This window comes from Bradyrhizobium sp. Ce-3, assembly GCF_022835695.1.
In the GTDB taxonomy this organism is placed as follows: Bacteria; Pseudomonadota; Alphaproteobacteria; order Rhizobiales; family Xanthobacteraceae; genus Bradyrhizobium.
Window position 1 is genome coordinate 163,669 of record NZ_BQUV01000009.1, and the last position, 25,331, is coordinate 188,999.

Annotated in this window: 18 protein-coding genes; 8 read left to right on the forward strand and 10 right to left on the reverse strand. The window is 64.9% G+C overall.

Annotated features, from left to right (window positions below):
* Window positions 1–6: 6 nt before the first annotated feature.
* The 3 genes from BRSPCE3_RS28315 to BRSPCE3_RS28325 form a co-directional block, all read right to left on the reverse strand.
* The gene (locus BRSPCE3_RS28315) at window positions 7–2,853 is read right to left on the reverse strand and encodes a bifunctional transaldolase/phosoglucose isomerase (protein ID WP_244069636.1); all 2,847 of its coding nucleotides are present in this window, start codon (window positions 2,851–2,853) and stop codon (window positions 7–9) included.
* A 218-nt stretch (window positions 2,854–3,071) separates the two neighbouring features.
* Window positions 3,072–3,515 carry a DsrE family protein gene (locus BRSPCE3_RS28320; RefSeq protein WP_244069637.1) on the reverse strand — a complete coding sequence of 148 codons (444 nt, stop codon included), beginning with the start codon at window positions 3,513–3,515 and terminating at the stop codon, window positions 3,072–3,074.
* A 39-nt stretch (window positions 3,516–3,554) separates the two neighbouring features.
* Entirely contained in the window at window positions 3,555–4,184 is a 630-nt protein-coding gene (locus BRSPCE3_RS28325; protein WP_244069638.1) for a hypothetical protein, read from the reverse strand.
* Between the two features lie 508 nt (window positions 4,185–4,692).
* Between BRSPCE3_RS28325 and BRSPCE3_RS28330 the strand changes: the two genes are divergently transcribed.
* From BRSPCE3_RS28330 to BRSPCE3_RS28350, 5 genes are all read left to right on the forward strand, one after another.
* Window positions 4,693–6,636: a PrkA family serine protein kinase gene (locus tag BRSPCE3_RS28330; RefSeq protein WP_244069639.1), complete on the forward strand. Its 1,944-nt coding sequence runs from the start codon at window positions 4,693–4,695 to the stop codon at window positions 6,634–6,636.
* Between the two features lie 110 nt (window positions 6,637–6,746).
* Window positions 6,747–8,018, forward strand: coding sequence for a YeaH/YhbH family protein (locus BRSPCE3_RS28335; protein ID WP_244069847.1), 1,272 nt, complete (start codon window positions 6,747–6,749; stop codon window positions 8,016–8,018).
* Between the two features lie 4 nt (window positions 8,019–8,022).
* Window positions 8,023–9,567, forward strand: a complete 1,545-nt coding sequence (locus BRSPCE3_RS28340; RefSeq protein ID WP_244069640.1) for a SpoVR family protein — start codon at window positions 8,023–8,025, stop codon at window positions 9,565–9,567.
* Window positions 9,568–9,818: 251 nt separating this feature from the next.
* Window positions 9,819–11,015, forward strand: coding sequence for an ABC transporter substrate-binding protein (locus BRSPCE3_RS28345; RefSeq protein ID WP_244069641.1), 1,197 nt, complete (start codon window positions 9,819–9,821; stop codon window positions 11,013–11,015).
* Window positions 11,016–11,184: 169 nt separating this feature from the next.
* Window positions 11,185–11,778: an STM3941 family protein gene (locus tag BRSPCE3_RS28350; protein ID WP_244069642.1), complete on the forward strand. Its 594-nt coding sequence runs from the start codon at window positions 11,185–11,187 to the stop codon at window positions 11,776–11,778.
* Here BRSPCE3_RS28350 and BRSPCE3_RS28355 read toward each other — a convergent pair.
* The 4 genes from BRSPCE3_RS28355 to BRSPCE3_RS28370 form a co-directional block, all read right to left on the reverse strand.
* Window positions 11,740–12,795, reverse strand: coding sequence for a 2-oxoacid:ferredoxin oxidoreductase subunit beta (locus tag BRSPCE3_RS28355; RefSeq protein WP_244069643.1), 1,056 nt, complete (start codon window positions 12,793–12,795; stop codon window positions 11,740–11,742). The genes BRSPCE3_RS28350 and BRSPCE3_RS28355 overlap by 39 nt on opposite strands.
* Window positions 12,792–14,639 carry a 2-oxoacid:acceptor oxidoreductase subunit alpha gene (locus BRSPCE3_RS28360; protein WP_244069644.1) on the reverse strand — a complete coding sequence of 616 codons (1,848 nt, stop codon included), beginning with the start codon at window positions 14,637–14,639 and terminating at the stop codon, window positions 12,792–12,794. The genes BRSPCE3_RS28355 and BRSPCE3_RS28360 overlap by 4 nt, the downstream gene beginning before the upstream one ends.
* The gene (locus BRSPCE3_RS28365; RefSeq protein ID WP_244069645.1) at window positions 14,609–16,408 is read right to left on the reverse strand and encodes an FAD-dependent oxidoreductase; all 1,800 of its coding nucleotides are present in this window, start codon (window positions 16,406–16,408) and stop codon (window positions 14,609–14,611) included. Before BRSPCE3_RS28365 ends, BRSPCE3_RS28360 begins: the two co-directional genes overlap by 31 nt.
* Window positions 16,409–16,649: 241 nt before the next feature.
* Window positions 16,650–17,321: a DUF4286 family protein gene (locus BRSPCE3_RS28370; RefSeq protein ID WP_244069646.1), complete on the reverse strand. Its 672-nt coding sequence runs from the start codon at window positions 17,319–17,321 to the stop codon at window positions 16,650–16,652.
* Window positions 17,322–17,516: 195 nt separating this feature from the next.
* Between BRSPCE3_RS28370 and BRSPCE3_RS28375 the strand changes: the two genes are divergently transcribed.
* Genes BRSPCE3_RS28375 through BRSPCE3_RS28385 form a run of 3 tightly spaced genes read left to right on the forward strand, consistent with a single transcriptional unit; the run spans window position 17,517 to window position 22,601 of the window.
* Window positions 17,517–19,811 (forward strand): caspase domain-containing protein, encoded by a 2,295-nt coding sequence (locus BRSPCE3_RS28375; RefSeq protein WP_244069647.1) that lies wholly within the window; start codon window positions 17,517–17,519, stop codon window positions 19,809–19,811.
* Window positions 19,812–19,846: 35 nt separating this feature from the next.
* The gene (locus BRSPCE3_RS28380; protein ID WP_244069648.1) at window positions 19,847–21,391 is read left to right on the forward strand and encodes a DUF1800 domain-containing protein; all 1,545 of its coding nucleotides are present in this window, start codon (window positions 19,847–19,849) and stop codon (window positions 21,389–21,391) included.
* Between the two features lie 16 nt (window positions 21,392–21,407).
* The gene (locus BRSPCE3_RS28385; protein ID WP_244069649.1) at window positions 21,408–22,601 is read left to right on the forward strand and encodes a DUF1501 domain-containing protein; all 1,194 of its coding nucleotides are present in this window, start codon (window positions 21,408–21,410) and stop codon (window positions 22,599–22,601) included.
* A gap of 205 nt (window positions 22,602–22,806) precedes the next feature.
* Here BRSPCE3_RS28385 and pip read toward each other — a convergent pair whose 3' ends face one another.
* Genes pip through pqqD form a run of 3 tightly spaced genes read right to left on the reverse strand, consistent with a single transcriptional unit; the run spans window position 22,807 to window position 25,326 of the window.
* Window positions 22,807–23,781, reverse strand: a complete 975-nt coding sequence (gene pip / locus BRSPCE3_RS28390; protein WP_244069650.1) for a prolyl aminopeptidase — start codon at window positions 23,779–23,781, stop codon at window positions 22,807–22,809.
* Window positions 23,771–25,021, reverse strand: a complete 1,251-nt coding sequence (gene pqqE / locus BRSPCE3_RS28395) for a pyrroloquinoline quinone biosynthesis protein PqqE (RefSeq protein WP_244069651.1) — start codon at window positions 25,019–25,021, stop codon at window positions 23,771–23,773. Before pqqE ends, pip begins: the two co-directional genes overlap by 11 nt.
* Window positions 25,018–25,326, reverse strand: coding sequence for a pyrroloquinoline quinone biosynthesis peptide chaperone PqqD (pqqD, locus tag BRSPCE3_RS28400; protein WP_244069652.1), 309 nt, complete (start codon window positions 25,324–25,326; stop codon window positions 25,018–25,020). Before pqqD ends, pqqE begins: the two co-directional genes overlap by 4 nt.
* Window positions 25,327–25,331: the final 5 nt, after the last annotated feature.

Genomic DNA, 25,331 nt, shown 5'->3' on the forward strand with positions numbered 1-25,331 from the left:
CCTCCGTCAGTTCAGCGCGGCCGAGATCGCGGCATCGAGCGCCGCCAGCCCGGAGCTGAGATCGCCCTTCAGGTGGACGCGCAGCGCCCGCCGGCCACGCTCGGTGAGCACGTCGAAATCGCCGCGCGCCTGCGCCGCCTTGATCACGCCGAAGCTCGCCTTCTGGCCGGGCACCGCCAGGTCTTCGGTGTCCTCGGTCGTGACCTGGAGGAACACGCCGCTGTCGGGCCCGCCCTTGTAGGCCTGCCCGGTCGAGTGCAGGAAGCGCGGGCCGAACTCGGCACAGGTCGCAAGGTGCCTGGCATCGCGGACCTTCAGCCGCATCGCCTGCATGGCGTCGATGGTGTCGCCGTCGCGCTCGATATAGGCGAGCAGGGCGACATAGTCGCCGCGGCCGGAGCGCGACAGATGCGCCTTGATCCAGGAGTTGAGGTCGCCATTGGCGCCGGCCTTGCGCAGCTCCTCGGCGTTCTGCGCGTCGGTGTAGAGATCGACGCCGTCGACTGAGACCACCGGCTGCTCGGCCGGCAGCGACCCGGTCTTCTCGAATGCCGCCGTCAGCTCGCGGGTCTTGATCTTGGCAGCCTCGACGTCGGGCTGGTTGAACGGGTTGATGCCGAGGATCGAGCCGGCGACCGCGGTCGCGATCTCGAAGCGGAAGAATTCCTGGCCGATATGATCGATTCCCTTCATCACGATGCGGACCACGGGATGGCCGGCGGCCTCGAGCGCGGCGAGCTTCGCCTCATGCGCGGCGTCGCTCTCGGCCTCGGTGCGCAGGTCGATGAAGAAGCGGTCGTTGCCGTAGACCGCAGCGTCGCCGATGGTCTCGCCCTCGATCGGGATCAGGCCCTTGCCGTCCTTGCCGGTCGATTCCGCGATCAGCTGCTCGGCCCAGGCGCCGAAATCGGCGACGTCGGGCGAGGCGAAGATCGTCACCTTGTCGCGGCCTTCGAGCCCGGCGATGCCCATCGCCAGCCCGAGCTGGACGCCCGGGTTTTCCCGCGGCGGCACGTCGGCGCCGCAGGAGCGCACCATGGCGAGCGTATGGCCGAGCAGGCTGCGGAGGTCGATGCCCGCGGCGGCCGCCGGCACCAGGCCGAATGGCGACAGCACCGAATAGCGGCCGCCGATCGCGGGATCGCCGTAGAAGATGCGGGCAAAGCCCTGCTTGATCGCGACCTTCTGCAGCGACGAGCCCGGATCGGTCACCGCGATGAAGCGATGGCCGGCCTTGTCCTTGCCGATCGCCTTGGCGACGCGGTCGAAGAAATAGTCCTTCATCACGTTCGGCTCAGTGGTGCCGCCGGATTTGGAGGAGACGATGAACAGCGTCTTGGCGATGTCGACATACTCCTCCATCGCGCGCACCTGCGCCGGATCGGTTGAATCGAGCACGTGCAGCCGCGGGAAGCCGGATTTGTGCGGGAAGGTCTGGGCCAAGACCTCGGGCCCGAGGCTCGATCCGCCCATGCCGAGCACGACGGCGTCGGTGAAGTTCTGGCCCTTCACGCGCTTGGCGAAATCCTCGTAGTCGGCGACGTCGGCGGAGGCGGCGCTGTTCAGCCAGCCCAGCCATTTGTCCTCGTCATCGCCGGTCCAGACCGACTTGTCCTTGTGCCAGAGCCTGCGGATCTTGGCCGCGGCGCGCCATTCCTCGGTGCTCTTCTCGACCGCCTTCTCGATGGTCGCGCCGAGCGCCAGCTTCTGATGGTCGATGCCGCCGCCGAGTGAGGTCGCGCGCTTGTGGGCCACCGCGCCGTACAGCTTGTCGGCCGCGTCGGCGAACAGCTTGACGCCGTCCTTGACCAGCTCCTCGGTGATCGCATCGAGCGAGATGCCGGACTTCTCCAGCTCCTCCAGCACGTGGCGGGCGTCTTCGACATTCTCCTCGAGGCTGTCGCGGACCTTGCCGTGGTCGCGGAAGGCGTCCAGCGTCGCCGGCGGCACGGTGTTGACGGTGTCGGGGCCGATCAGCTCCTCGACATAGAGCACGTCGCTGTAGTCCTTGTTCTTGGTGCCGGTCGACGCCCACAACAGCCGCTGCGGCTTGGCGCCCTTGGCGGTGAGCTTGTCCCAGCGCGGGCCCGAGAACAGGCGCTTGTAGTCCTGATAGGCGAGCTTGGCGTTCGCGATCGCGACCTTGCCCTTCAGCGCGGCCAGCCGCTCCTTCTCGGAGGGATCGTTGGCGCGGGCGATCTTCTCGTCGAGCTGCTTGTCGACGGCGCTATCGATGCGGCTGACGAAGAAGCTCGCCACGCTCGCGACATGGGAGGGATCGCCGCCCTTGGCGACGTATTTCTCGAGGCCCTTGAGATAGGCCTCCGCGACCTGGCGATAGACCTTCTGCGAGAACAGCAGCGTGATGTTGATGCTGATGCCTTCGCCGATCAGGTGCTCGATCGCCGGCAGGCCCTCCGGCGTCGCCGGCACCTTGACCATCAGGTTCTTGCGGTGGACGTCCTTCCAGAGCCGCTCGGCCTCGGCGATCGTGCCCTTGGTGTCCATCGCGAGATAGGGCGAGACTTCGAGGCTGACGAAGCCGTCGCCGCCATGGCTGTGGTCGTAGACCGGGCGCAGCACGTCGGCGGCATGTTGGATATCCACGACGGCAAGATGCTCGAACAGGTCGGCGACCGAGCGGTCGCCCTTCTTCAGGGCCTGCCCGATCGCCCCGTCATACTCGTCCGAGCTGCCGATCGCCTTCTCGAAGATCGAGGGGTTGGACGTCACGCCTTTGACGCCGTCGGTCTCGATCAGCCGCTTCAGGTCGCCCTTGGCGACGAAGCCGCGGGCGAGGAAGTCCAGCCAGACGGCCTGGCGGTGATTTTCGAGTGCTTTGACGGGGTTCATGGGTGCCTGTTCTCGTTCGATCGAGGGTCGATTTTTGGGTTCCCGGGCAGCTTTCGGGGGCAGGGGCGGATTGTCAACATGGCTGGGGGCCCGGGCGGAATATCAACATTCCCAAGGGATAACGCCATTCACAACAGTTCGATCCCCCAGGAAGCGCGGCGGCGAGCAGACCCTGATCTCGGCACATTTTTATGACGCGTGCGGCGCACGCGCGTGCGTCAGGGCCGCAAATAGAGGTAGCCGCGGGATTGCAGCTCGGCGAGGCGGACCACGCCGCCACGCTCGGCGGCGACGAAGCCGGGAAGCAGGTCCTTCAGGGCGATGTTCTGCGACTTCATGGTGTTGGCGCAGGCGGCGAGCTCGATCCCGTCCCTTGTGAACTGCCCGACATGCCTGGACAGGTCGGGATTGGCGGCTGCTGCATGAAACGCCTTCAGCGCCTGGCCGTGCACCACGAGCGCGATCGTCACGTTGCCGGGACCGCCGACGCCGTCGAGATGGTTCTGGATGTTGCCGATCACGAAATTGACCTTGGCGAGGTCGTCGAGGTGGTAGGCCACCTTCAGCTTCTGCGGCGGAGCCTCGGTGGCGTTCGCCTTTGACGCTGCGAACGCGGCGCCGATCGCCGAGAGCGTGCCCCACAGGATGCTGCGTCGGTGCATGGCGTCCCTCGCGCAATTATTGTTGAACGCGCCAACCTATCACTTGTGGCGGAGTGCGGCGAGTTCCTTGCGGTCGGTCACGAGTTCGGCGCATTCGCGCGAGTCCGCACGATCGAGGCGAAAGATCTTGTCGTCGGCACCGGCGAGCAGCGCTTCGCCCGCGTCGTCGTCGGGCTTGTTGCGATTCCACATCCTGATGCTGGCGAGGCGCGCGATCGCGGACTTGTCGTCTTTCGACAGCGCCACGCTGATACCGCCGCCTTCGCAATCCACGCCGCATTCAAAGCGTATTTCGTGACCGGATTCGGTTGCGAGTGCGTGGTTGCAGAAGCCGCTGGAGTCGAAATTGCCGGAGCGATGGCGGTAGGTGACGCCGAGCCGGAACGAGTAGTTGGTGGTCTCGTCCTCCGGCGCGTCTTCGGCCGACACCAGAAGCTTCATCGTGCCGACCTTCTGCTTCGGATGCTGCGCGAGATGATTTGCATCGTATCGCCGCACGAAGCAGGCATAGGCTTTCGCGCCGGGCGGGCCTGCGAACATCCTGTTGTCGAAGGCGGCCGCCAGGCCCTTGTCGACCGCCTTGTCGACGTCCTCCTGCGCCTGGGCGGTTGACGTCGCGGCGGTGCAGGCTGCGACGGCAAGTGCGACAACGAGAAACGCCTGCTTCATGACCGTCTCGGGAATAGCCCGCGCCTCCAAGGTGTCATCTTTACAGCGCGGCAATGGTGCCGCGCGGAACTGCGCGGGCTCGTTGCCTTAGTCGCGGCGAGAAGGAGGCACGTTCAACGGCTTCTGAATGTTTGTTCATCCGAATCTGTGACGCGCGCATCTTGACGCCAAGGCTGGACAGCCACACGTTTTCAGGGAGCCCAACGTTCATCGCCGGACGGGGAAGTTGCCCCGCTCGGATATCCGCCTCGGAAGCCTGGGCCCCGGTAAACCACGGATGTGGCTGAGGAGTTACAACCGTTAAAAACAGGCTACCAACGGGGGATATTGATGAACCATTAAGCTTCCTGCCTGTTGATAAGGCAGAGGCTGCACGCGCCGTGCATTGCCGAAATGAGTCGGTCGAGTGTCCAATGGACCCAGCGTGCCGACGCTGATTCGATCCTAGGACGCTCTTGTTACGACTCGTGTCAGTCGTGCGGCGATACATATCGTGGAGAGAGGGATCATGTACAACGATTCTTTGTTCAACGCCTTCGCAAGGTCGTTTGAAGCGCGAAGCCAGACCGACATGTCGATGGCCGAGTATCTGGAGTCGTGTCGAAGTGATCCGATGCGATACGCCAATGCGGCCGAGCGGTTATTAGCGGCAATCGGTGAGCCCCAGATGATCGACACGGCCAAGGACCCACGCCTTGGCCGTATCTTTTTGAACCGTACGATCCGGTCGTATCCGGCCTTCGCCGGCTTCTACGGCATGGAGGACACGATCGAGCGCCTCGTCGGCTTCTTCCGCCACGCCGCGCAGGGCCTCGAAGAGCGCAAGCAGATCCTCTATCTGCTCGGACCGGTCGGCGGCGGCAAGTCGTCGCTCGCCGAGCGCATCAAGGCGCTGATGGAGATCCATCCGATCTATGTGCTGAAGGCGGGTGACGAGTTGTCGCCGGTATTCGAGAGTCCGCTCGGGCTGTTCGACCCCGAGCAGCTCGGGCCGATGATCGAGGAGAAGTACGGCATTCCGCGCCGCCGGCTGAGCGGGTTGATGTCGCCCTGGGCCTACAAGCGGCTCGAAGCCTTTGGCGGCGACATCTCGCAATTCCGCGTCGCGCGCATCCAGCCGTCCCGGCTGCGCCAGATCGCGGTCGCCAAGACCGAGCCCGGCGACGAGAACAACCAGGACATCTCCTCGCTGGTCGGCAAGGTCGACATCCGCAAGCTCGAGACCTACGCCCAGAACGATCCGGATGCGTACAGCTACTCCGGCGGCCTCAACCGCGCCAACCAGGGCGTGCTCGAGTTCGTCGAGATGTTCAAGGCGCCGATCAAGATGCTGCACCCGCTGCTGACCGCGACGCAGGAGGGCAACTACATCGGCACCGAGAACATCGGTGCGATCCCGTTCACCGGCATCATCCTCGCGCACTCCAACGAGGCCGAGTGGCAGAGCTTCAAGACCAACAAGAACAACGAGGCCTTCATCGACCGCATCTGCGTCATCAAGGTCCCGTACTGCCTGCGGGTCACCGAGGAGCAGAAGATCTACGAGAAGCTGATCCAGAGCTCCGAGCTGGCAGCCGCGCCGTGCGCGCCGGCCACGCTGGAAACGCTGGCCCGCTTCTCGGTGATGTCGCGGCTGCGCAAGCACGAGAACTCGACGCTGTTCGGCAAGATGCGGGTCTATGACGGCGAGAGCCTGAAGGAATCCGATCCGAAGGCGCGCAGCGTGCAGGAATACAAGGACGCGGCCGGCGTCGACGAGGGCATGGACGGCGTCTCCACCCGCTTTGCCTTCAAGGTGCTGGCCTCGACCTTCAACCACGACACCACGGAGGTCGGCGCCGACGCGGTGCATCTGATGTATGTGCTGGAGATGGCGATCCGCCGCGAGCAGCTGCCTGACGAGACCGAGAAGCGTTATCTCGAATTCATCAAGGCCGACCTCGCGCCGCGCTATGCCGAGTTCATCGGCAACGAGATCCAGAAGGCCTATCTGGAATCCTACGCCGACTACGGCCAGAACCTGTTCGACCGCTATGTCGACTACGCCGATGCCTGGATCGAGGATCAGGACTTCAAGGATCCCGACACCGGCCAGCTGATGAACCGCGAGCTGTTGAACCAGGAACTGACCAAGATCGAGAAGCCGGCCGGCATCGCCAACCCGAAGGACTTCCGCAACGAGGTGGTCAAGTTCTCGCTGCGTTCGCGGGCGCACAATAACGGCAAGAACCCGAGCTGGACCTCCTACGAAAAGGTTCGCGACGTGATCGAGAAGAGGATATTCTCGCAGGTCGAGGATCTGCTTCCGGTGATCTCGTTCGGTTCGAAGAAGGACGGCGAGACCGAGAAGAAGCACGGCGAGTTCGTCGAGCGGATGGTGGAGCGCGGTTATACCGAGCGCCAGGTCCGTCGGCTCGTCGAGTGGTATATGCGGGTGAAGCAGGCCGGCTAATGCACGATCCGGAAAGCCGGCAACGGCTTTCCGTCCCGTCTCGTCCCGTCCAATAAGAATGCGATGCGACTGGTCATGATCGCATCCGGTGAGGCAGATGCAACGTGGTCATGCATATCGTCGATCGGCGGCTGAATCCGGGTAGCAAGAGCCTGGAGAACCGTCAACGCTTCCTCCGGCGCGCCAAGGCGCTGGTGCAGGGAGCCGTCAAGAAGTCGTCGCAGGACCGGGACATCAAGGATGTCCTGGAGGGCGGCGAAGTGACAATCCCGCTGGACGGCATGGATGAACCGCGGTTCCGCCGCGAGGGCGGCACGCGTGACATGGTGCTGCCCGGCAACAAGAAGTTCGTCGAGGGCGACTGGCTGCAGCGCCCGAACCAAAGCGGCGCCAAGGGCTCCGGCGCGGGCGAGGGCGACAGCGAGGACGCCTTCCGCTTCGTGCTCAGCCGTGAGGAGTTCGTCGACCTTTTCCTCGACGACCTCGAGCTCCCGGACCTCGCCAAGCGCAAGCTTGCGGAAACCGAGAGCGAGGGTATCCGGCGCGCCGGTTATGCGACCTCGGGCTCGCCCGCCAACATCTCGATCAGCCGCACGGTGAGCCGGGCACTGGCGCGCCGCGTCGCGCTGCGCCGGCCGCGCAAGGACGACATCGAGGCGCTCGAGGCGGAGCTGGCGGAGTGCGAGGACGAGACCCGCCGCCGCGAACTGCTCACGCTGCTCGAAGGGCTGAAGGCCAAGGTCAAGCGGATCCCGTTCATCGATCCGATCGACATCCGCTATCGCCGCTTTGAGACCGTGCCGAAGCCGGTGGCGCAGGCCGTGATGTTCTGCCTGATGGATGTCTCGGGCTCGATGTCCGAGCACATGAAGGATCTGGCGAAGCGGTTCTACATGCTGCTCTACGTGTTCCTGAAGCGGCGCTACAAGCATGTCGAGATCGTCTTCATCCGGCACACCGACCGCGCCGAGGAGGTGGACGAGGATACGTTCTTCCACGGACCGGCGTCCGGCGGCACACTGGTGTCGAGCGCGCTGGTTGCGATGAACGACATCGTCCGCACCCGCTTCCGTCCCGCCGACTGGAACATCTACGCCGCCCAGGCCTCGGACGGCGACAACATGACCTCCGATAGTGGGCTGACCGGACAGCTGCTGACCGACAAGATCCTGCCGGTCTGCCAGTTCTTCGCCTATCTCGAGGTCGGCGAGGCCGCCAACTACACCTTCGACATGCCGGACTCCTCGCTCTGGACGCTCTATGAACGTCTGCGCAACGAGGGCGAGCCGCTGTCGATGCGCAAGGTGAGTGAGCGCGGCGAGATCTTCCCGGTGTTCCAGGACCTGTTCAAGCGCCGCACCGCCAGTCAGGAAAGGGTATAGGTTGATGGGGTCTTCCGGCGAACGGCTGTTCGAGGGCGCCGACTGGGATTTCCAGACGCTGCAGCGGATTCACGATGCCTGCGAGGAGATCGCGCGCAAGGAGCTCGGGCTCGACGTCTATCCCAACCAGATCGAGGTGATCACCGCCGAGCAGATGCTCGATGCCTATTCCTCGGTCGGCATGCCGCTGTTCTACAAGCACTGGTCGTTCGGCAAGCAGTTCGCCTTCCAGGAAGCGTCCTATCGCAAGGGCCTGATGGGCCTCGCCTATGAGATCGTGATCAATTCCTCGCCGTGCATCTCCTATCTGATGGAGGAGAACACGGCGACGATGCAGACGCTGGTGATCGCGCACGCGGCGTTCGGCCACAATCACTTCTTCAAGAACAACTATCTGTTCAAGCAGTGGACCGACGCCGACGGCATCCTCGACTATCTCGAATTCGCCAAGGGCTACATCGCGGCCTGTGAGGACCGCCATGGCCGCGAGACGGTGGAGCGGACGCTCGATGCCGCGCATGCGCTGATGTCGCATGGCGTCGACCGCTATCCCGGCAAGAAGACGCTCGACCTGCGGGCCGAGGAGAAGCGGGCCGGCGAGCGCCGGCAGCACGAGGAAGCGGTGTTCAACGATCTGTGGCGGACGGTGCCGAACGCCAAGGCCAAGAGCAAGGCGACACTCACCGCCGAGCGCCGCCGCGCGCTGCTCGGCCTGCCGCAGGAGAACATCCTCTACTTCCTCGAGAAGACCGCGCCGCGCCTTGCCCCCTGGCAGCGCGAGCTGATCCGCATCGTGCGTCACATCGCGCAGTACTTCTACCCACAGGGCCAGACCAAGGTGATGAACGAGGGCACCGCGACCTACGTGCATTACCGCATCATGAGCCGGCTGCATCAGCAGGGCCGGATCACCGACGGCAACTTCCTCGAATTCCTGCAGTCGCACACCAACGTGGTGTTCCAGCCCGAGTTCGACGATCGCCGCTATTCCGGCTTCAATCCTTATGCGCTCGGCTTTGCCATGATGCAGGACATCGAGCGCATCGTGAAGACTCCGGAGGACGAGGATCGCGACTGGTTCCCCGACATCGCCGGCAAGGGCGACGTCGAGGGCGTGCTGCGCGAGATCTGGAGCAATTACCGCGACGAGAGCTTCATCAACCAGTACCTCAGCCCGGCGCTGATCCGCCGCTTCCGCATGTTCCACCTGCACGACGACCCCGCGGAAAGCCAGGGCATCAAGGTCGATGCGATCCATGACGAGCGCGGCTACCGCCGGGTGCGGCGCGAGCTGGCGCGGCAATATGATGTCGGTTTCGTCGACGCCAATATCGAGGTCATGGATGTCGATCTCGACGGCGATCGCCGGTTGATGCTGCGTCACACCACCGTGAAGGGCGCGCAGCTCAACGAGACAGACACGCGGCGCGTGCTGCAGCATCTCGCCGATCTGTGGTCCTACGACGTTGCGCTGACTGAAGTCGACGGCACCGACAAGGTGCTGAAGGAATACGTGGTCAGCCCGCGTGCGGCGGCGGTCGCGGCCTGAGGATCACGCTCTCGCGATCGTGAGCGCGGCGCAGACCGCCGCGCGGAATGCTGGTCTTGCTCGGTGAACCTTCGTTTCCATCGAAGGCTCACATCATGAACATCACGGCAACAATCCGGGTTTGCAATCGCATCACGTGCCATGCGCGAACGCGATGCCGTCATGCGGGCATTTCGCGAGGCGTTCTTGGTGATTGCCTGCGCAGGCGCGGTTGATAAGGTGCGCCGCGTCAAGAAAACCAAGAAAAGGATATGCCCTTGTCAACTCGCTCCCGCCTGGCGGGCTTCCTCGCCGTCGCCGCGCTCGCGACTTCGTCGAACTCGCCATCCATCGCAGCCGAAAGCGTCATCAGGATCGGAAACACCGCGCCCTACAGCGGCCCCGCGTCGGCCTACGGCACCATCGCACGCGCCGAGGCCGCCTATTTCCAGATGCTCAACGATCAGGGCGGCATCAACGGCCGCAAGATCGAGTTCGAGAGTCTCGACGACGCCTATTCGCCGTCGAAGACGGTCGAGCAGACCCGCAAGCTCGTCGAGCAGGACGAGGTGCTTGCGATCTTCAGCGCGGTCGGCACCGCGCCGAACATCTCCGTGCAGAAGTACCTGAACATCAAGCATGTGCCGCAGCTGTTCGTATCGTCAGGCGCGACGCGCTGGAACGATCCGAAGCAGTTCCCGTGGACGGTCGGTTTCAATCCGACCTACGAGCTCGAAGGCCGGCTCTACGCAAAATACATCCTGCAGACCAAGCCGGACGCCAAGATCGCCGTCATCACGCCGAACGAGGATGCCGGCAAGGACTATCTGAAGGGCTTCAAGGACGGGCTCGGCGAGCATGTCGGCCAGATCGTCGCGGAGACCACCTACCTCACGACAGATCCGACCATCGATTCCCAGATGGTGACGATGCGCGAGTCCGGTGCCGACGTGTTCTTCGCCGAGGCGACGCCGAAATTCGCAGCGCAGGCGCTGCGCAAGGCGGCGAGCATGGGCTGGAAGCCGCTCACGATCCTGCCGACCGTCTCCAACTCGGTCTCCGCCGTGCTCGAGCCGGCCGGGCTCGAGAACGTCATCGGCGTCGTGACCGGGCTCTATCTGAAGGACCCGACCGATCCGCGCTGGGCCAACGATCCCGCACAGCAGGAGTTCTCCGCCTGGATGAAGAAGTATCAGCCGAATGCGAGCGCGGGCGATCTGTTCAACGTGCAGGGCTACACGGTCGCGCAGGTGATGGCGGCGGTGCTGAAGAACTGCAACGGCGATTACAGCCGCGACAACATCATCAAGCAGGCGACCAATCTGAAGCCGCTCGAACTGCCGATGCTGCTGCCGGGCATCAAGGTGCAGACCGAGCCCGACAACGTGACGCCGATCCGCCAGATCCAGATGGCGCGGTTCGACGGCAAGTCCTGGGCGCTGTTCGGCGACGTGCTGAGCGACAAGTAGCCGGATGAACGCAACCGGGCCTTCCGACAGCGTTCGGAAGGTCCGATCTCAGCCGGTTGGCGGCCACGATCAGCGATAGGTTTCGATCGGTTATAGAAATGCAATTTTAACGCGTGCCGGACCAGTGTGGATCATCGAGACTGCTGGTGTCCGGGAGTGCGTCCAAGCCATGCGACCTGGTCAATATCTGCCTGATGTCGAGATCGGCAATTCCTTCTGGCGAATGCTTGGCCTGTTGTTCGCCGGCGTCGCTCTTACGCTGATTAGCACGGCCATAGTGTTTGATCGTTTTTCCGGCAAAGCGCCCGAGACCGGCACCGTCGTGGCCGGCTATGTCGGTCTTGTTTTCTTTGGGCTCGGAGCTTGCGTCGCTGGCTGGAACCTTTTGTCGCCCAAGACACCAGTGCTTTTCATCACCCGCGATGGCATCCGCGATACACGGTCGTCATGGAAGTTCCTGCCCTGGCAGTCGGTCGAGGCAATCTCCACTTGGCAGGTTCGTCGCGAACAGTTTCTTGTGCTGAAGTTGAGTCCGGCCGCGATGAGCCAATCGGCTACGACTACCACCGGGCGCACGCTGATCGCCCTGAACAAGATGCTCGGGTTGGAGGGCATCCCAATCAGCACCGGCACGCTGGCGGTCAATGCCGACGAGTTGCTCAGGACCTGCAACGCCTATCTCGCCGCCGCCCGCGCGCGGAAGACGAGACCGGTCGTGTTCTCGTCACCGCAAGCTGGCGTTGATCTTGTCGAGCACGGCTGAGCCGGGGCACAGCGCCTGTTCGTCCAGCGTGTTGAGCGGCGTCTCGACAGTGTCGAGATGGGTGTGCAAATCCTCGGCATCCGGATCGACGTAAAGCAGCCCGGTGACGATCTGGCCCTTGGCCGCGTGCTTCTGCAGGAAGGTCTGGGCGCCGAGCCGATCATGCGGATCGTAGTCGGCATCGAGCTTGCGCAGCGCCAGCCTGGAGCCGTCGTGCTGCTCGACCACCTGCACGGTGCCGGGCGCGTAGTCGACGCTGATCGGTTCGCGGCCGACCAGCACGTCGAGCCGGTTCACCGCGTCATTGTGCTCGCGGACATAGTCAAAACTCTTGGTCGAGCCGGCGTGGTTGTTGAAGGCGATGCAGGGGCTGATCACGTCGATGAAGGACGCGCCCTTGTGGCGGATCGCGGCGGCAATCAACGGAACCAATTGCGTCTTGTCACCGGAGAAGCTGCGCGCCACGAAGGTGGCCCCGAGCTGCAGCGCGATCGCGACCAGGTCGATCGCGTTGTCGGTGTTGGTGACGCCCTTCTTGGACTTCGAGCCACGGTCGGCGGTGGCCGAGAACTGGCCCTTGGTCAGGCCGTACACGCCGTTGTTCTCGACGATGTAGGTCATGTTGACGGCGCGGCGGATCGAGTGCGCGAACTGGCCGAAGCCGATCGAGGCGCTGTCGCCGTCGCCGGAGACGCCGAGATAGATCAGGTCGCGGTTGGCGAGGTTGGCGCCGGTCAAGACCGACGGCATGCGGCCATGCACCGAATTGAAGCCGTGCGAATTGCCGAGGAAATAGTCCGGCGTCTTCGACGAGCAGCCGATGCCGGAAATCTTCGCCACCCGGTGCGGTTCGATCGAGAGCTCGTAGCAGGCCTCGATGATCGATGCGGTGATCGAATCGTGGCCGCAGCCGGCGCACAGCGTCGAGATCTTCCCCTCGTAGTCGCGATGGGTGTAGCCCAGCTCGTTCTTCTTCAGGCCGGGATGATGAAACTTCGGCTTTGCGATGTAGGTCATGTCACGGCCTTGCGGAGAGGGGTCACCTTGAGATGATCCTGGTGGTCGCCGATCGAATTGGCGATGAAGCGCGCGGTGATCGGCGTGCCGTCATAGTGCAGGATCGGCACCAGCCTGACGGGGTCGATGCCGTTCTCGTTGACGATCAATTGGCGAAGCTGCGCGTCGCGGTTCTGCTCGACCACGTAGACGAAGTCGTGGTCGGCGATGAAGCTCGCGACGCTGGAGTGGAACGGGAAGGCGCGGATCCGCATGCGGTCGAGCTGATGGCCGCGCGCCTCCAGGATCCCGATCGCCTCGTCCATCGCGGGCGAGGTCGAGCCGAAATACAGCACGCCGTATTTGGTCGGCTTCGCCGCATTGGCCTGCAGCGGCCGCGGCACCATGTCCTGCGCGGTCTCGAACTTGCGCACCAGGCGCTGCATGTTGTCGGCGTAGACCGCGCCTTCCTCGGAATAGCGCGCGTAGCGGTCGCGCGAGGTGCCGCGGGTGAAGTAGGAGCCCTTGGTCGGATGCGTGCCGGGATAGGTGCGATAGGGGATGCCGTCGCCATCGACGTCGAGATAGCGGCCGAAGTCGCGGCCTTCCTCGAGCATCTCCGCCGTCATCACCTTGCCGCGGTCGTACTGCTTGGCGTCGTCCCATTTCAGCGGGCGGCACAGCCGGTGGTTCATGCCGATGTCGAGATCGAGCATCAGGAAGATCGTGGTCTGCAGCCGCTCGGCGAGATCGAACGCGGCAGCGGCGAACTCGAACGCCTCGGCCGGATCTTCCGGGAACAGCAGCACGTGCTTGGTGTCGCCATGCGAGGCATAGGCGCAGGCGATCACGTCGCATTGCTGGGTGCGGGTCGGCATGCCCGTCGAGGGGCCGGCGCGCTGGATGTTCATGATCACGGCCGGGATCTCGGCGAAGTAGGACAGGCCGATGAACTCGGTCATCAGCGAGATGCCCGGGCCCGAGGTCGCGGTGAAGGCCCGCGCGCCGTTCCAGGAGGCGCCGATCACGATGCCGATCGAGGCGAGCTCGTCCTCGCCCTGTACGATCGCGTACTTCGCCTTGCCGGTCTCGCCATCGTGGCGGTACTTCTTGCAGTGGCTGGTGAAGGCTTCCGCCACCGACGATGACGGCGTGATCGGATACCAGGCGCACACCGTGGCGCCGCCATAGACGGCGCCGAGCGCCGCGGCGCTGTTGCCCTCGATGAAGATGCGGTCGCCGACCTTGTCGGACTTCTTCACCCGCAGCCCGAGCGGGCATTTCAGGTTCTGCAACGCCCAGTCGCGGCCGAGATGCAGCGCGTGGACGTTGGAGGACAGCAGCTTCTCCTTGCCCTTGTACTGCTCGCCGATCAGCTGCTCGACCAGCTTGGGATCGAGGTCGAGCAGCGCGCAGAGCGCGCCGAGATAGATGATGTTCTTGAACAGCTGGCGCTGCCTGGGATCGGTGTAGGTCGAATTGGTGATCGCGGTCAGCGGCACGCCGATCACCGTGATGTCCTCGCGGAATTTCGACGTCGGCATCGGCTTGGTCGAATCGTAGAACAGGTAGCCGCCGGGCTCGATTGAGGCGACGTCCTTGTCCCAGGTCTGCGGGTTCATCGCCACCATCATGTCGACGCCGCCGCGGGCGCCGAGATGGCCGTCCTCGGTGACGCGCACCTCGTACCAGGTCGGCAGGCCCTGGATGTTGGACGGGAAGATGTTGCGTGGACTAACCGGCACGCCGTGGCGCAGGATCGAACGCGCGAACAGTTCGTTGGCGGAGGCCGAGCCCGAACCGTTGACGTTGGCGAAGCGGACGACGAAGTCGTTTACGCTGCTGATCGGGCTTTGGACTGACATGTTGATCCCGCTTGAACCATATCGATGAGGTACTTCTGCATGTCCCAGGCGCCGGTCGGGCAGCGCTCGGCACACAGTCCGCAATGGAGGCAGACGTCTTCGTCTTTCACCATGACGCGGCCGGTCTTCAGGTCGCCGGAGACGTAGAGCGCCTGGTCGTGATGCGGCGAGGGCGCCTTCAGGCGCTGCCGCAAATCATCCTCCTCGCCGTTCTCGGTGAAGCTGATGCAGTCCATCGGACAGATGTCGACGCAGGCGTCGCATTCGATGCAGAGCGGCGCGGCAAACACCGTCTGCACGTCGCAATTCAGGCAGCGCTGCGCCTCGCCGAGTGCGAGCTTGAGGTCGTAGCCGAGCTCGACCTCGGCGCGGATGTCCTTCAGCGCGACCACCTTGTCGCGATGCGGCACCTTGAAGCGCTTGTCGGCGGAGATGTCGTTGTCGTAGCTCCACTCATGGATGCCCATCTTCTGCGAGGAGACGTGCACCTCGGGCAGCGGGCGCTCGTTGATGTCCTCGCCGGACAGCATTTTGTGAATGGAAAGCGCCGCATCGTGGCCGTGCGCCACCGCCCAGATGATATTCTTCGGCCCGAACGCCGCGTCGCCGCCGAAGAACACCTTCGGATTGGTCGAGACGAACGTCTTGGGGTCGACCTTCGGCATGTGCCACTTGTCGAATTCGATGCCGCAATCGGCTTCGATCCAGGGGAACGCATTCTCCTGGCCGACCGCAACGAGCACATCGTCGCAGGGGATGGTCTCGTCCGGCTCGCCCGAGGGCACCAGGTTGCGCCGGCCCTTGTCGTCGTATTCGGCCCTGACCTTCTGGAAGGTGACGCCGATCAGCTTGCCGGCGACATGCTTGAATGACACCGGCACCATGTAGTTGAGGATCGGAATGTCCTCGTGGATGGCGTCTTCCTTTTCCCACGGCGAGGCCTTCATTTCCTCGAAGCCGGAGCGGACGACCACCTTGACCATCTCGCCGCCGAGCCGGCGCGCGGTGCGGCAGCAATCCATCGCGGTGTTGCCGCCGCCGAGCACGATGACGCGGCGGCCGATCTTGTCGACATGGCCGAACGACACGTTGGCCAGCCACTCGATGCCGATATGGATGTTGGCGGCGGCCTCCTTGCGGCCGGGAATGTCGAGCTCGCGGCCGCGCGGCGCGCCGCTTCCGACGAAGATCGCGTCATAGTTCTCGGCGAGCAGCTGCTTCAGACTGTCGACGCGCTGGCCGCCCTTGAACTCGACGCCGAGGCCCAGGATGTACCCGGTCTCCTCGTCGATCACGCTGTCGGGCAGGCGGAATTTCGGAATCTGGCTGCGCATCATGCCGCCGGCCTTGGGATCGCCGTCGAACACGGTGCAGTGATAGCCGAGCGGAGCGAGATCGCGCGCCACGGCGAGCGAGGCGGGGCCGCCGCCGACCAGCGCGATGCGCTTGCCGTTCTTCGGTCCGGGCTTCGGCAGCCGATGCTTGATGTCGTCCTTGAAGTCGGCGGCGACGCGCTTCAGGCGGCAGATTGCAACGGGGGTCTCCTCGACGCGCCCGCGCCGGCACGCCGGCTCGCATGGACGGTCACAGGTGCGCCCGAGAATCCCGGGGAACACGTTGGACTGCCAATTGATCATGTAGGCGTCGCTGTAACGCCCCTCAGCAATCAACCGGATGTACTCGGGAACAGGGGTGTGTGCGGGGCAGGCCCATTGGCAATCGACTACTTTATGAAAGTAATCCGGCGCCGAGATATCAGTCGGTTTCATTCCTACCTTTGACCCGCGCGAAAATGCCTGACCGCGCGGCCTTATCGTTGACGACGAACGCTCACGTGGCGTTGTTCTGGTTTTTGAATTGGATCATAGGCTTATCTTATTAGAGCCGTTCCAGAGAAGGCAAAGGCTAAATTGTCCGATCATCAGCTTTCGCGCGGCTGATGCGCGTGTAGCGTTAATCTCGATTGCGTTATGTGGCGGTGCAGCATGAGCGCGCCGCCACATCACGCTGTCACGCGCACGGAAGATCGCTCTTCGCGATATCCCACAACAGCCTGTAGACGCCGCTGGTGACCACGAGCGGCTTCAAGGCAGCGTTGCCGGTAATGCTTGCTGCGGCAGCAGGGACCACGCCGACATCGGTGGCGTCGATCAGGACGAACCAGTCGCCGGCGCCGGGATCGGCCTTGTCGGCGTCCGGCGTCAGCGGCTTCGACAACACGGGATCATTCTCCAGCAGGTGCATCGAGATGATGCCGTCGCGCGCGGCTGGATCGAGTTGCTCCCGCAATGCAGCGCGAAGTTTGTCGGCGCCGTCGGCCGGCGGGCGCAGGCGGATGATACCAAGTGCCGCACCTCGGCCGACGCCGCGGCTGATCGTGATGCGCGCCACGCCGCGGATCATGTTCTGGAAGCGCGCGATGTTGGCCTTCGACCACTCGGTCTGGCTGGCGAGGGCCTTGCGGTAGGCCGGGCTCTCGAGCACGTCGAAGGTCGCGGTCGAATACAGGCTTAGATATTTCGGCTTGCCGTCCTGGGCGACGTAGCGGCGGGCCTCCAGGAATCCGTCGATCGCGACGCGTTCTTCGAGATGCTCGCGGTCGTACCAGCGATTGAATTCAGCTTCGTGTAAGCTGTCGATATCCATCGAGGTCAGCAGCATGCCTTGTCCGGCGATTGGCATCGAGCGCTCCTTTTTTGCCTGTTTTATCTGCACAATATCGCTGACCTGCGCACGCCGGGGAAGCCGGTTCCCGTTTGCCCGAGACCGTGCAGACGGAGGATTGCCACAATTGCTGCCGTGCTGTTCAGCGCCGGTTCACAGAGGTAGCATTTCCATTCGTTTCGCCAACGCTTGAGAACAAAAGGAACGACCGCCATGGCGCGCATTCTGTGGGCATTGATCGTCGGGATGCTGTCGCTCGCGTCGCTTCCCGTCCACGCAGAGGATCAGGAGAAGCGCCTCGCGCTCGTCATCGGCAACGGCGCCTATCAGGCCGGTGCGTTGCAGACCGCGGCCAACGATGCCGGGTTGATCGCACAGACCTTGCAGGCCGCCGGCTTCGACGTGATCGGCGCGCGTGATCTCGACGGCGAGACGCTGCGCAAATCGTTCCGCGACTTCATCCAGAAGGTGCAGGACGCCGGGCCCAATGCGGTGGCCTTCGTCTACCTCGCCGGTTACGGCGTGCAGCTCACCGGCGAGAACTACTTCGTGCCGGTCGACGCCAAGATCGCCCGCGACACCGACGTGCCGGTCGAGGCGATCCGTATCTCAGATTACAGCCATCAGCTCTCGGCGCTGCCGATCAAGGCCGGCGTGATCGTGCTCGATGCGGCGCGCAGCAATCCGTTCGCCAAGGACGGCCAGCCGCTGGCCGGCGGTCTTGCGCTGGTCGATCCGGACCCAAAAATGCTGATCGCCTTCAACTCGGCGCCCGGCACCGTTGCCGCCGACGGTGCGCCGCCCTACGGGCCCTATGCGCAGGCGCTGGCAGAAATGATCCGCGCCGGCGGCCTCACCTTGCCCGAGGTGTTCGACCGCGTTCGCCTGCGCGTCAACGAGATGACCAAGGGCGCCGAGATCCCGTGGAATGCGCAGAAGGTCGATACGCCCTTCATGTTCTTCGAGCGCAAGCCGGATGCGCCGCCGCAGCAGGTCGATGCCGGACTGCGCACCAAGCCGATCCGCGACTTCCCGGCGCAGGACGCCTATGCCGCGGCGCTGGAGCGCGACACGCTGCAAGGCTATGAGGATTATCTGCAGGCCTATCCGACCGATCCGCTGGCCAAGCGGGTGCGCGCGATCGTGGCGGCGCGGCGTGAGGCCATCACCTGGCGGCGCACCTACAACGCCGACACGCCCGATGCGTACTGGTCGTATCTGCGGCGCTATCCGCGCGGGCCGCATGCTTACGACGCAAGGCGCCGGCTCGCCTATTTGTCGGCCGCACTGGAGCCGCCGGCGCAGTTCACGGCGCTCGACTACGACGTGCCGCCGCCGCCGCCCGACGAGATCGTCTATGTCGACCGCCCGGTGCTTTACTACAGCGATCCGGTATTCGCCTTCGCGCCGCCCCCGCCGCCGCCGGTGTTCTTCCTGCCGCCGCCGCCGCCGGACTTCGTCGTGCTGCCGCCACCGCCGCCGCCGATCGGCCTGTTCGTGCTGCCGACGCCGTTCTTCGTGGCGATGCCGGCCTATGTCGCCGCGCCGGCCTATGTCGTGCCGCCGCAGAACAACATCGTGTTCAACAACATCCACAACACGACGGTGATCAACACGGTGATCAACAATCCGAACCCGACGCCGGCGCAGCTCCATGCCGCTGGTGTGACGGCGGCAATGGGCGGCGCACCGGTGACGGCGGCACCGCAACTGCCGGCCGCGGCGATGCAGCGCGCCAATCTGGCGCGGCCGGGCGGTCCGCAAGGCGTGACGCCCGCACAGGGCGCGGCGATGGGCGCACCCGGTGCTGCGCCGAACGCCGCCACCGCGCCGAATGCGATCGGCGCGCCGGGTGCGCACACCTTGCCGGGTGCGAAGAATGGACCGCCGCTGCCGCAATCGGCGACCGCGCCGGCCAATGCGACGCCGCAGCATGGCGCCGTGCAGCCGGGCGCTACACAACCTGGCACCGCGCAACCCGGCACCACGCAGCCTGGCGCAAAGCCGAATGCGGTCACGCCCGGCAAGCCGGCGACCGCCATGGCGCCTGCCACGACGCAACCGGCTGCTCCGGGCAAGCCCGGCCCTGCTCCCGCGACCAACGCGCCGGCCTCGCCGGCGACCGCCGGCAGGCCGGGGCGGCAACAGCTCAACCATGCCGCGACCGCGCCGACTGCAAACGTGAAGCCCGCGACGGCGCCGCCGCCGGCGAACCGCGCGACATCGGCACGGCCGACACCGGCTGCGCGCACGGCACCCGCGCATGCCACAGTATCGCCGCCACCGGTCTCGCGTCCGGCACCGCCGCGTGTCGCAGCGCCGCCACGCGCCGCGCCTCCGCCGCCGCGTGCCGCAGCCGTTGCGCCCCGTCCGGCACCCGCTCCGGCGCCACGCGCTGCGCCGCCGCCACCGAGGCCGGCGATGCAGGCGCAACGTGCAGCACCGCCGCCAAGGCCCGCGGCACCCCGCGCCGCGCCGGCATGCCCTCCCGGCAAATGCAAACACTGAGGGCCTGACACCATGAGCCGGGCAGGTCAGCCTTCATGAGCATCACGGCCACACTCGGATTACGGACTTCAGCGAAACTGGTGATCGGAGCGATCGCGGGGCTGGTGGTTTTCCACCAGCCGGCGCGGGCGGCCGAGCTCACGGCGCAGGATATCGCGCTGCTCGATCGCCTGAGCTGGGGCGTCAGCGCCTCGAGCGCGGCGCATCTGCGCGAGATCGGCACCGAACGCTGGCTGCAAGAGCAGCTGCATCCGGCCAACTCCGTCTTGCCGGCCGCCGTGCAGAAGCAGATCGAGGCGATGCCGGATGTGCATCGCTTCCCGTTCGATATCGCGGTGACCTTCGACCTGCAGGCGAAGTCGGCCAACCAGGTCGCCGACCCCGAGCAGCGCCGGGCGGCGCAGACGGTGTTTCAGCAGGGGATGAACGATCGCGTCAAGCAGGCCGCGGCGCGCACCATCCTGCGCGCGCTGTATGCGCCGGATCAACTCCGCGAGCGGATGACCTGGTTCTGGTACAACCACTTCAATGCGTTTCAGTACAAGGCCATGATCCGCGTGCTGATCGGCGACTACGAGGATCACGCGATCCGCGCCTATGCGCTCGGCAAGTTCCGCACCCTGCTGTCGGCGACGCTGCATCATCCGGTCATGCTGCGCTATCTCGACAATGCCGACAATGCGGCCGGCCACCTCAACGAGAACTACGCCCGCGAGATCATGGAGCTGCACACGATGGGCGTCGGATCCGGCTATACCCAAGCCGACGTCGAGGCGCTGGCGCGGATCCTTACCGGCGTCGGCGTCGATTTCGCGTCGGAAGACCCCAAGGTGAAGCCGGAGCTGCAGTCCCAGCTCGTTCGTGAAGGCGGCTTCGAGTTCAATCCGGCGCGCCATGACTATGGCGACAAGACCTTCCTCGGCCATCAGATCAAGGGCAGGGGTCTCGCGGAGGTCGACGAAGCCCTCGACATCCTCTGTCATCACCCGGCAACCGCGACGCACATCGCAAGGCAGCTCGCCACCTACTTCGTATCCGACAACCCGCCGGACGCGCTGGTTCAGCGCATGGCGCAGACCTTCCAGCAGAGCGACGGGGATATCGCGGCCGTGATGTCGACGCTGGTGCATGCGCCGGAATTCACCGCGACGCTGAAGGATGGCGCCAAGTTCAAGGATCCCGTGCTCTACGTGATCTCGGCCGTGCGGCTCGCTTACGACACCAAGGTCATCCTCAACACGATGCCGATCCAGGGCTGGCTCAACCGCCTGTCGGAAGGACTGTTCAACCACGAGACGCCTGACGGCTACTCGATGCTGTCGACGGCCTGGAACGGCCCAGGGCAGATGATGTTGCGGTTCGAGATCGCGCGCGCGGTCGGCTCGGGCTCGGCCGGGCTGTTCAAGCCGAACGAACCCAATGCCGTCGACCAGCCCGCGTTTCCGCAGGTCATGAACGGACTCTATTTCAGCAATCTCAGGCAGACGCTGAGCCCGACCACGCTCGCCGCGCTCGACCAGGCGGTCTCGCCGCAGGACTGGAACACGCTCTTCCTGTCGTCACCCGAGTTCATGCACTGAAAGGGGAGGTTCGCCAATGAACCGCCGTGAACTGATCAAGGCCTTCGCTGCTTCCGCCTCGCTCACCGTTGCCGGCCGGGTCTGGGCGGCGCCCGCGACCGATGCGCGCATGCTCGTCGTGTTCCTGCGCGGCGCCTATGACGCGGCCAATGTGATCGCACCGGTCGGCAGCGAGTTCTATTACGCCGCGCGCCCGACGCTCGCGGTCGCGCGGCCCGATGCCGGCAATCCGAACGCGGCGCTGGCGCTCGATGCCGAATGGGGCCTGCATCCAAGCTTGCGCGATTCGATCTATCCGTTGTGGGCCAAGCGCGAGATCGCGTTCGTGCCGTTCGTCGGCTGCACCGACGACCTCTCGCGCAGCCATTTCGAGACCCAGGACACGATCGAGCTCGGGCAATCGGTCGGCGGTGGCCGCGATTATCGCTCCGGCTTCATGAGCCGGCTGGCACATGAACTGGCACGGGTGAAGCCGATCGCCTTCACCGATCAGCTGCCGCTGATCTTCCGCGGCCAGGCCCAGGTCCCAAACACCTCGATCGCGAGCGTCAGCAAGCCCGGGGTCGACGACCGTCAGGCGCAGCTGATCAAGGGGATGTACACGCAGGGCAGTCTTGCGAACTCGGTGTCGGAAGGCTTTCGCGTCCGCGACGACGTCTATAAATCCGTCTCCGAGGAAATGGCGGCGGCGAACCGCGGTGCGGTGTCACCGCATGGCTTCGAGCTGTCGGCGCGACGGATCGGGCACCTGATGCGCGAGCAGTTCAACCTCGGCTTCGTCGACGTCGGCGGCTGGGACACCCATGTCGCGCAGGGTGCGGCAACCGGCTATCTCGCCAACCGGCTCGGCGAGCTTGGCCGCGGCCTTGCCGGTTTCGCCGAGGAGATCGGACCCGCGATGTGGCGCGATACCGTCGTGGTGGTGATCTCCGAATTCGGCCGCACCTTCCGCGAGAACGGCAACCGCGGCACCGATCACGGCCATGGCAGCGTCTACTGGGTGATGGGCGGCGGCATCAATGGCGGTCGGATGGCCGGCGAGCAGGTCAAGGTCGCGGAGGCGACGCTGTTCCAGAACCGCGATCTGCCGGTTCTGACCGACTACAAGGCGTTCTTCGGCGGCCTGATCCAGCGCGTCTACGGCCTGCAGCAGGCCAGCATCGATCGCATCTTCCCCGGCATCAAGCCGAAGGATCTGAATTTGGTTTAAGGAAGTTGAGCGGCGGCATTTGCTTCACCTCGCCCCGCGCGCGGGGAGAGGTCGGATCGTATCGAAGATGCGATCCGGGTGAGGGGGACCCTCCACGAGTCCATCTCTCACCGTCGGTGCGGAGCTAGCCCCTCACCCCAACCCTCTCCCCGTAAGAACGGGGCGAGGGAGCGCAATCTCGTCGCGGTTGTTATTCGACCAACGCTCATACGGCTTTCGCGGCCAGATCCGCGATTGCCTTCATCACGGCGTTGCGGATGCCGGGATCGTACAGGATGTGGCCGGCGTCATCGACGATGCGGACCTCGCTGCCCGGCCAGCGCGCGGCCAGTGCGTGCGATGTCGCGGGCGGACACAGCAGATCGTAGCGGCCCTGCACCAGGATGCCGGGAATGCCTTTGAGCCTGCCGGCGTCCTCCATCAGCTGGTTCGGCCGCATGAAGCAATTATTGGCGAAGTAATGCGCTTCCATGAACGGCGTCGAGGGCAGGGCGCCCGATGCCTTGAGGTCAAGCCGGGTCTGCTTCGGCGTGTGCTCCGACAGCACGCGTTCGGTGTCGTGCCAGGCGCGCGCGGCCTGCGCATGCACGGCGGCGTCGGGATCGAGGATCCGGCGGTAATAGGCCGCAAGCGGGGCTGCGCGCTCGTCCTCCGGCAGGAAGTTCAGGAAGTCCTCGTAGAGCGAGGGATAGAAGCGCGGCAGGGCGCGCAGGAACACATCGTCCAGTTCCTCAGCCGTGCCGAGAAACGTCGCGCGCAGCACCAGGCCGCTGACCTGCTCGGGATGCGCTTGCGCATAGGCCAGCGCCAGCGTCGCGCCCCAGGAGCCGCCGACCACCATCCAGCGCGCAAAGCCGAAGCGCTCGCGGATCTTCTCCATGTCGGCGATCAGATGCTGCGTCGTGTTGTGGTCGCGGCTGCCCTTCGGCCGGCTGCGGCCGCAACCGCGTTGGTCGAACAGCACGGCGTGAAAGCGCTCGGGATCGAACAGCCGGCGATGATCGGGCTGGCAGCCGCTGCCGGGACCGCCATGCAGGTAGACCGCGGGGATGCCGCCTTCGCGCCCGACGCTCTCGACGTGCAAATTGTGCCCGTCGCCGACATCGAGCCATTCCGATGTGAGTGGAGCAAAGGGATCGGCGCGCCTGGCAGCCTTGCCGGCATCAGCGTCAGGCGCCATGAGATTTGTCCTGGGATTTGTCCTGAGATTTGTCCTGGGACTTTTCCTCGTCCGTCTCCAGCGTGCCGCCGGCGAAGTTGCGATAGAGGAAGCGGTTCTGCGTGCCGGCGGATTCCTGCTCGGCCTGCTTGAAGATCTCCTCGTGCCGCGGCGACAGTGCGCAGGCCGGGTCGGTGTTGCCGGCATCGCCGGTCAGCGCAAAGGCCTGGCAGCGGCAGCCGCCGAAATCGTCCTCGCGGAATTCGCAGGACTTGCACGGCTCCGGCATCCAGCCGGTACCGCGATAGCGGTTGAAGGCCTCCGAGTTCTGCCAGATCCAGGCGATCGAATGGTTCGAGCGCACGGACTCGAATTCGAGCCCGGTGATGCTCTCGGCGGCGTGGCACGGCAGCACCTTGCCGGCCGGCGAGATGTTGAAGAACTGGCGGCCCCAGCCGCCCATGCATTTCTTCGGCCGCAGCGCGTAGTAATCCGGCACCACGTAGTCGATCGCGAGCGTGCCCTTCAGGCGCACTTGCGCGTCCTCGACGATGCGGCTGGTCTCCTCGATCTGCTCGATGGTCGGCATCAGCGCGGCGCGGTTCTTCAGCGCCCAGCCGTAATACTGCACGTTGGCGACTTCGAGCCGGTCGGCGTCGAGATCGACCGCCATCTGGATGATGTCGGGGAGCTGATGCAGGTTCTGCCGGTGCATCACGGCATTCACCGTCAGCGGCATGTCGAGCTCGCGGGTCCATTTCGCGACCTCGAGCTTCTTCTTGTGCGCGTCCTTCAGCCCTGCGACACGGTCGGCGACGTTGGGCTCGTTGCCCTGAAAACTGATCTGCACATGGCTGAGGCCGGCATCGGCCAGAGCCGACAGCTTGTCTTTGGTCAGCAGCACGGCCGAGGTGATCAGGTTGGAATACAGCCCGACGTCGGACGCATGCTGGACCAGCTCGACGATGTCCTTGCGCGCGGTCGGCTCGCCGCCGGAGAAATGGACCTGCAGCACGCCGAGCTCGGCGAGCTCGCTCAGCACCTTCTTCCATTCCTCGGTGGTGAGCTCGGTCGAGCCGCGGTCGAGCTCGACCGGGTTCGAGCAGTAGGGGCATTGCAGCGGGCAGCGGTGGGTGACCTCGAGCAGCACCGCGAGCGGGATGCCGTAGGTCTCGGCCGCCGAGCGCGTTTGCTCGAGCACCGCGAGCCCGTCGGTCGGGCCTGCCGTCGCTGTCTTGTTGCCGGCGAGCGTGTCAGTCATGCCGTGCTCTCGCGCGCTTCGGTGAGAAAGCCCTTGTCGGCCAGATCCTGCAGCATCGTGATCACGTCGGTCGCGATCGCCTCGCGTGGCGCGGCGTATTTTTCCGCGAGCTGGTCCACCATGTCGGCGACGCTGCGCACGCCGTCGCAAAGCTGCAATACCTCGACCGCGATTTCGTCCGGCGCCAGCACGCGCTCCGGCGCCAGGATCACCCAGACCTGCCGGGTCTCGTCGAATTTCAGCTTGGTATGGCGCGGCAGTTTCGGCCGGCTGGTCTCGCTGACGCTGATGTTGCGGCTGGCCATGATGC

Excerpts from the sequence above, each read along its gene's own strand:
- BRSPCE3_RS28315 (WP_244069636.1), bottom strand. The coding sequence starts at position 2,853 with ATGAACCCCGTCAAAGCACTCGAAAATCACCGCCAGGCCGTCTGGCTG.
- BRSPCE3_RS28320 (WP_244069637.1), bottom strand. The coding sequence starts at position 3,515 with ATGCACCGACGCAGCATCCTGTGGGGCACGCTCTCGGCGATCGGCGCC.
- BRSPCE3_RS28325 (WP_244069638.1), bottom strand. The coding sequence starts at position 4,184 with ATGAAGCAGGCGTTTCTCGTTGTCGCACTTGCCGTCGCAGCCTGCACC.
- BRSPCE3_RS28330 (WP_244069639.1), top strand. The coding sequence starts at position 4,693 with ATGTACAACGATTCTTTGTTCAACGCCTTCGCAAGGTCGTTTGAAGCG.
- BRSPCE3_RS28335 (WP_244069847.1), top strand. The coding sequence starts at position 6,747 with ATGCATATCGTCGATCGGCGGCTGAATCCGGGTAGCAAGAGCCTGGAG.
- BRSPCE3_RS28340 (WP_244069640.1), top strand. The coding sequence starts at position 8,023 with ATGGGGTCTTCCGGCGAACGGCTGTTCGAGGGCGCCGACTGGGATTTC.
- BRSPCE3_RS28345 (WP_244069641.1), top strand. The coding sequence starts at position 9,819 with ATGCCCTTGTCAACTCGCTCCCGCCTGGCGGGCTTCCTCGCCGTCGCC.
- BRSPCE3_RS28350 (WP_244069642.1), top strand. The coding sequence starts at position 11,185 with ATGCGACCTGGTCAATATCTGCCTGATGTCGAGATCGGCAATTCCTTC.
- BRSPCE3_RS28355 (WP_244069643.1), bottom strand. The coding sequence starts at position 12,795 with ATGACCTACATCGCAAAGCCGAAGTTTCATCATCCCGGCCTGAAGAAG.
- BRSPCE3_RS28360 (WP_244069644.1), bottom strand. The coding sequence starts at position 14,639 with ATGTCAGTCCAAAGCCCGATCAGCAGCGTAAACGACTTCGTCGTCCGC.
- BRSPCE3_RS28365 (WP_244069645.1), bottom strand. The coding sequence starts at position 16,408 with ATGAAACCGACTGATATCTCGGCGCCGGATTACTTTCATAAAGTAGTC.
- BRSPCE3_RS28370 (WP_244069646.1), bottom strand. The coding sequence starts at position 17,321 with ATGCCAATCGCCGGACAAGGCATGCTGCTGACCTCGATGGATATCGAC.
- BRSPCE3_RS28375 (WP_244069647.1), top strand. The coding sequence starts at position 17,517 with ATGGCGCGCATTCTGTGGGCATTGATCGTCGGGATGCTGTCGCTCGCG.
- BRSPCE3_RS28380 (WP_244069648.1), top strand. The coding sequence starts at position 19,847 with ATGAGCATCACGGCCACACTCGGATTACGGACTTCAGCGAAACTGGTG.
- BRSPCE3_RS28385 (WP_244069649.1), top strand. The coding sequence starts at position 21,408 with ATGAACCGCCGTGAACTGATCAAGGCCTTCGCTGCTTCCGCCTCGCTC.
- pip (WP_244069650.1), bottom strand. The coding sequence starts at position 23,781 with ATGGCGCCTGACGCTGATGCCGGCAAGGCTGCCAGGCGCGCCGATCCC.
- pqqE (WP_244069651.1), bottom strand. The coding sequence starts at position 25,021 with ATGACTGACACGCTCGCCGGCAACAAGACAGCGACGGCAGGCCCGACC.
- pqqD (WP_244069652.1), bottom strand. The coding sequence starts at position 25,326 with ATGGCCAGCCGCAACATCAGCGTCAGCGAGACCAGCCGGCCGAAACTG.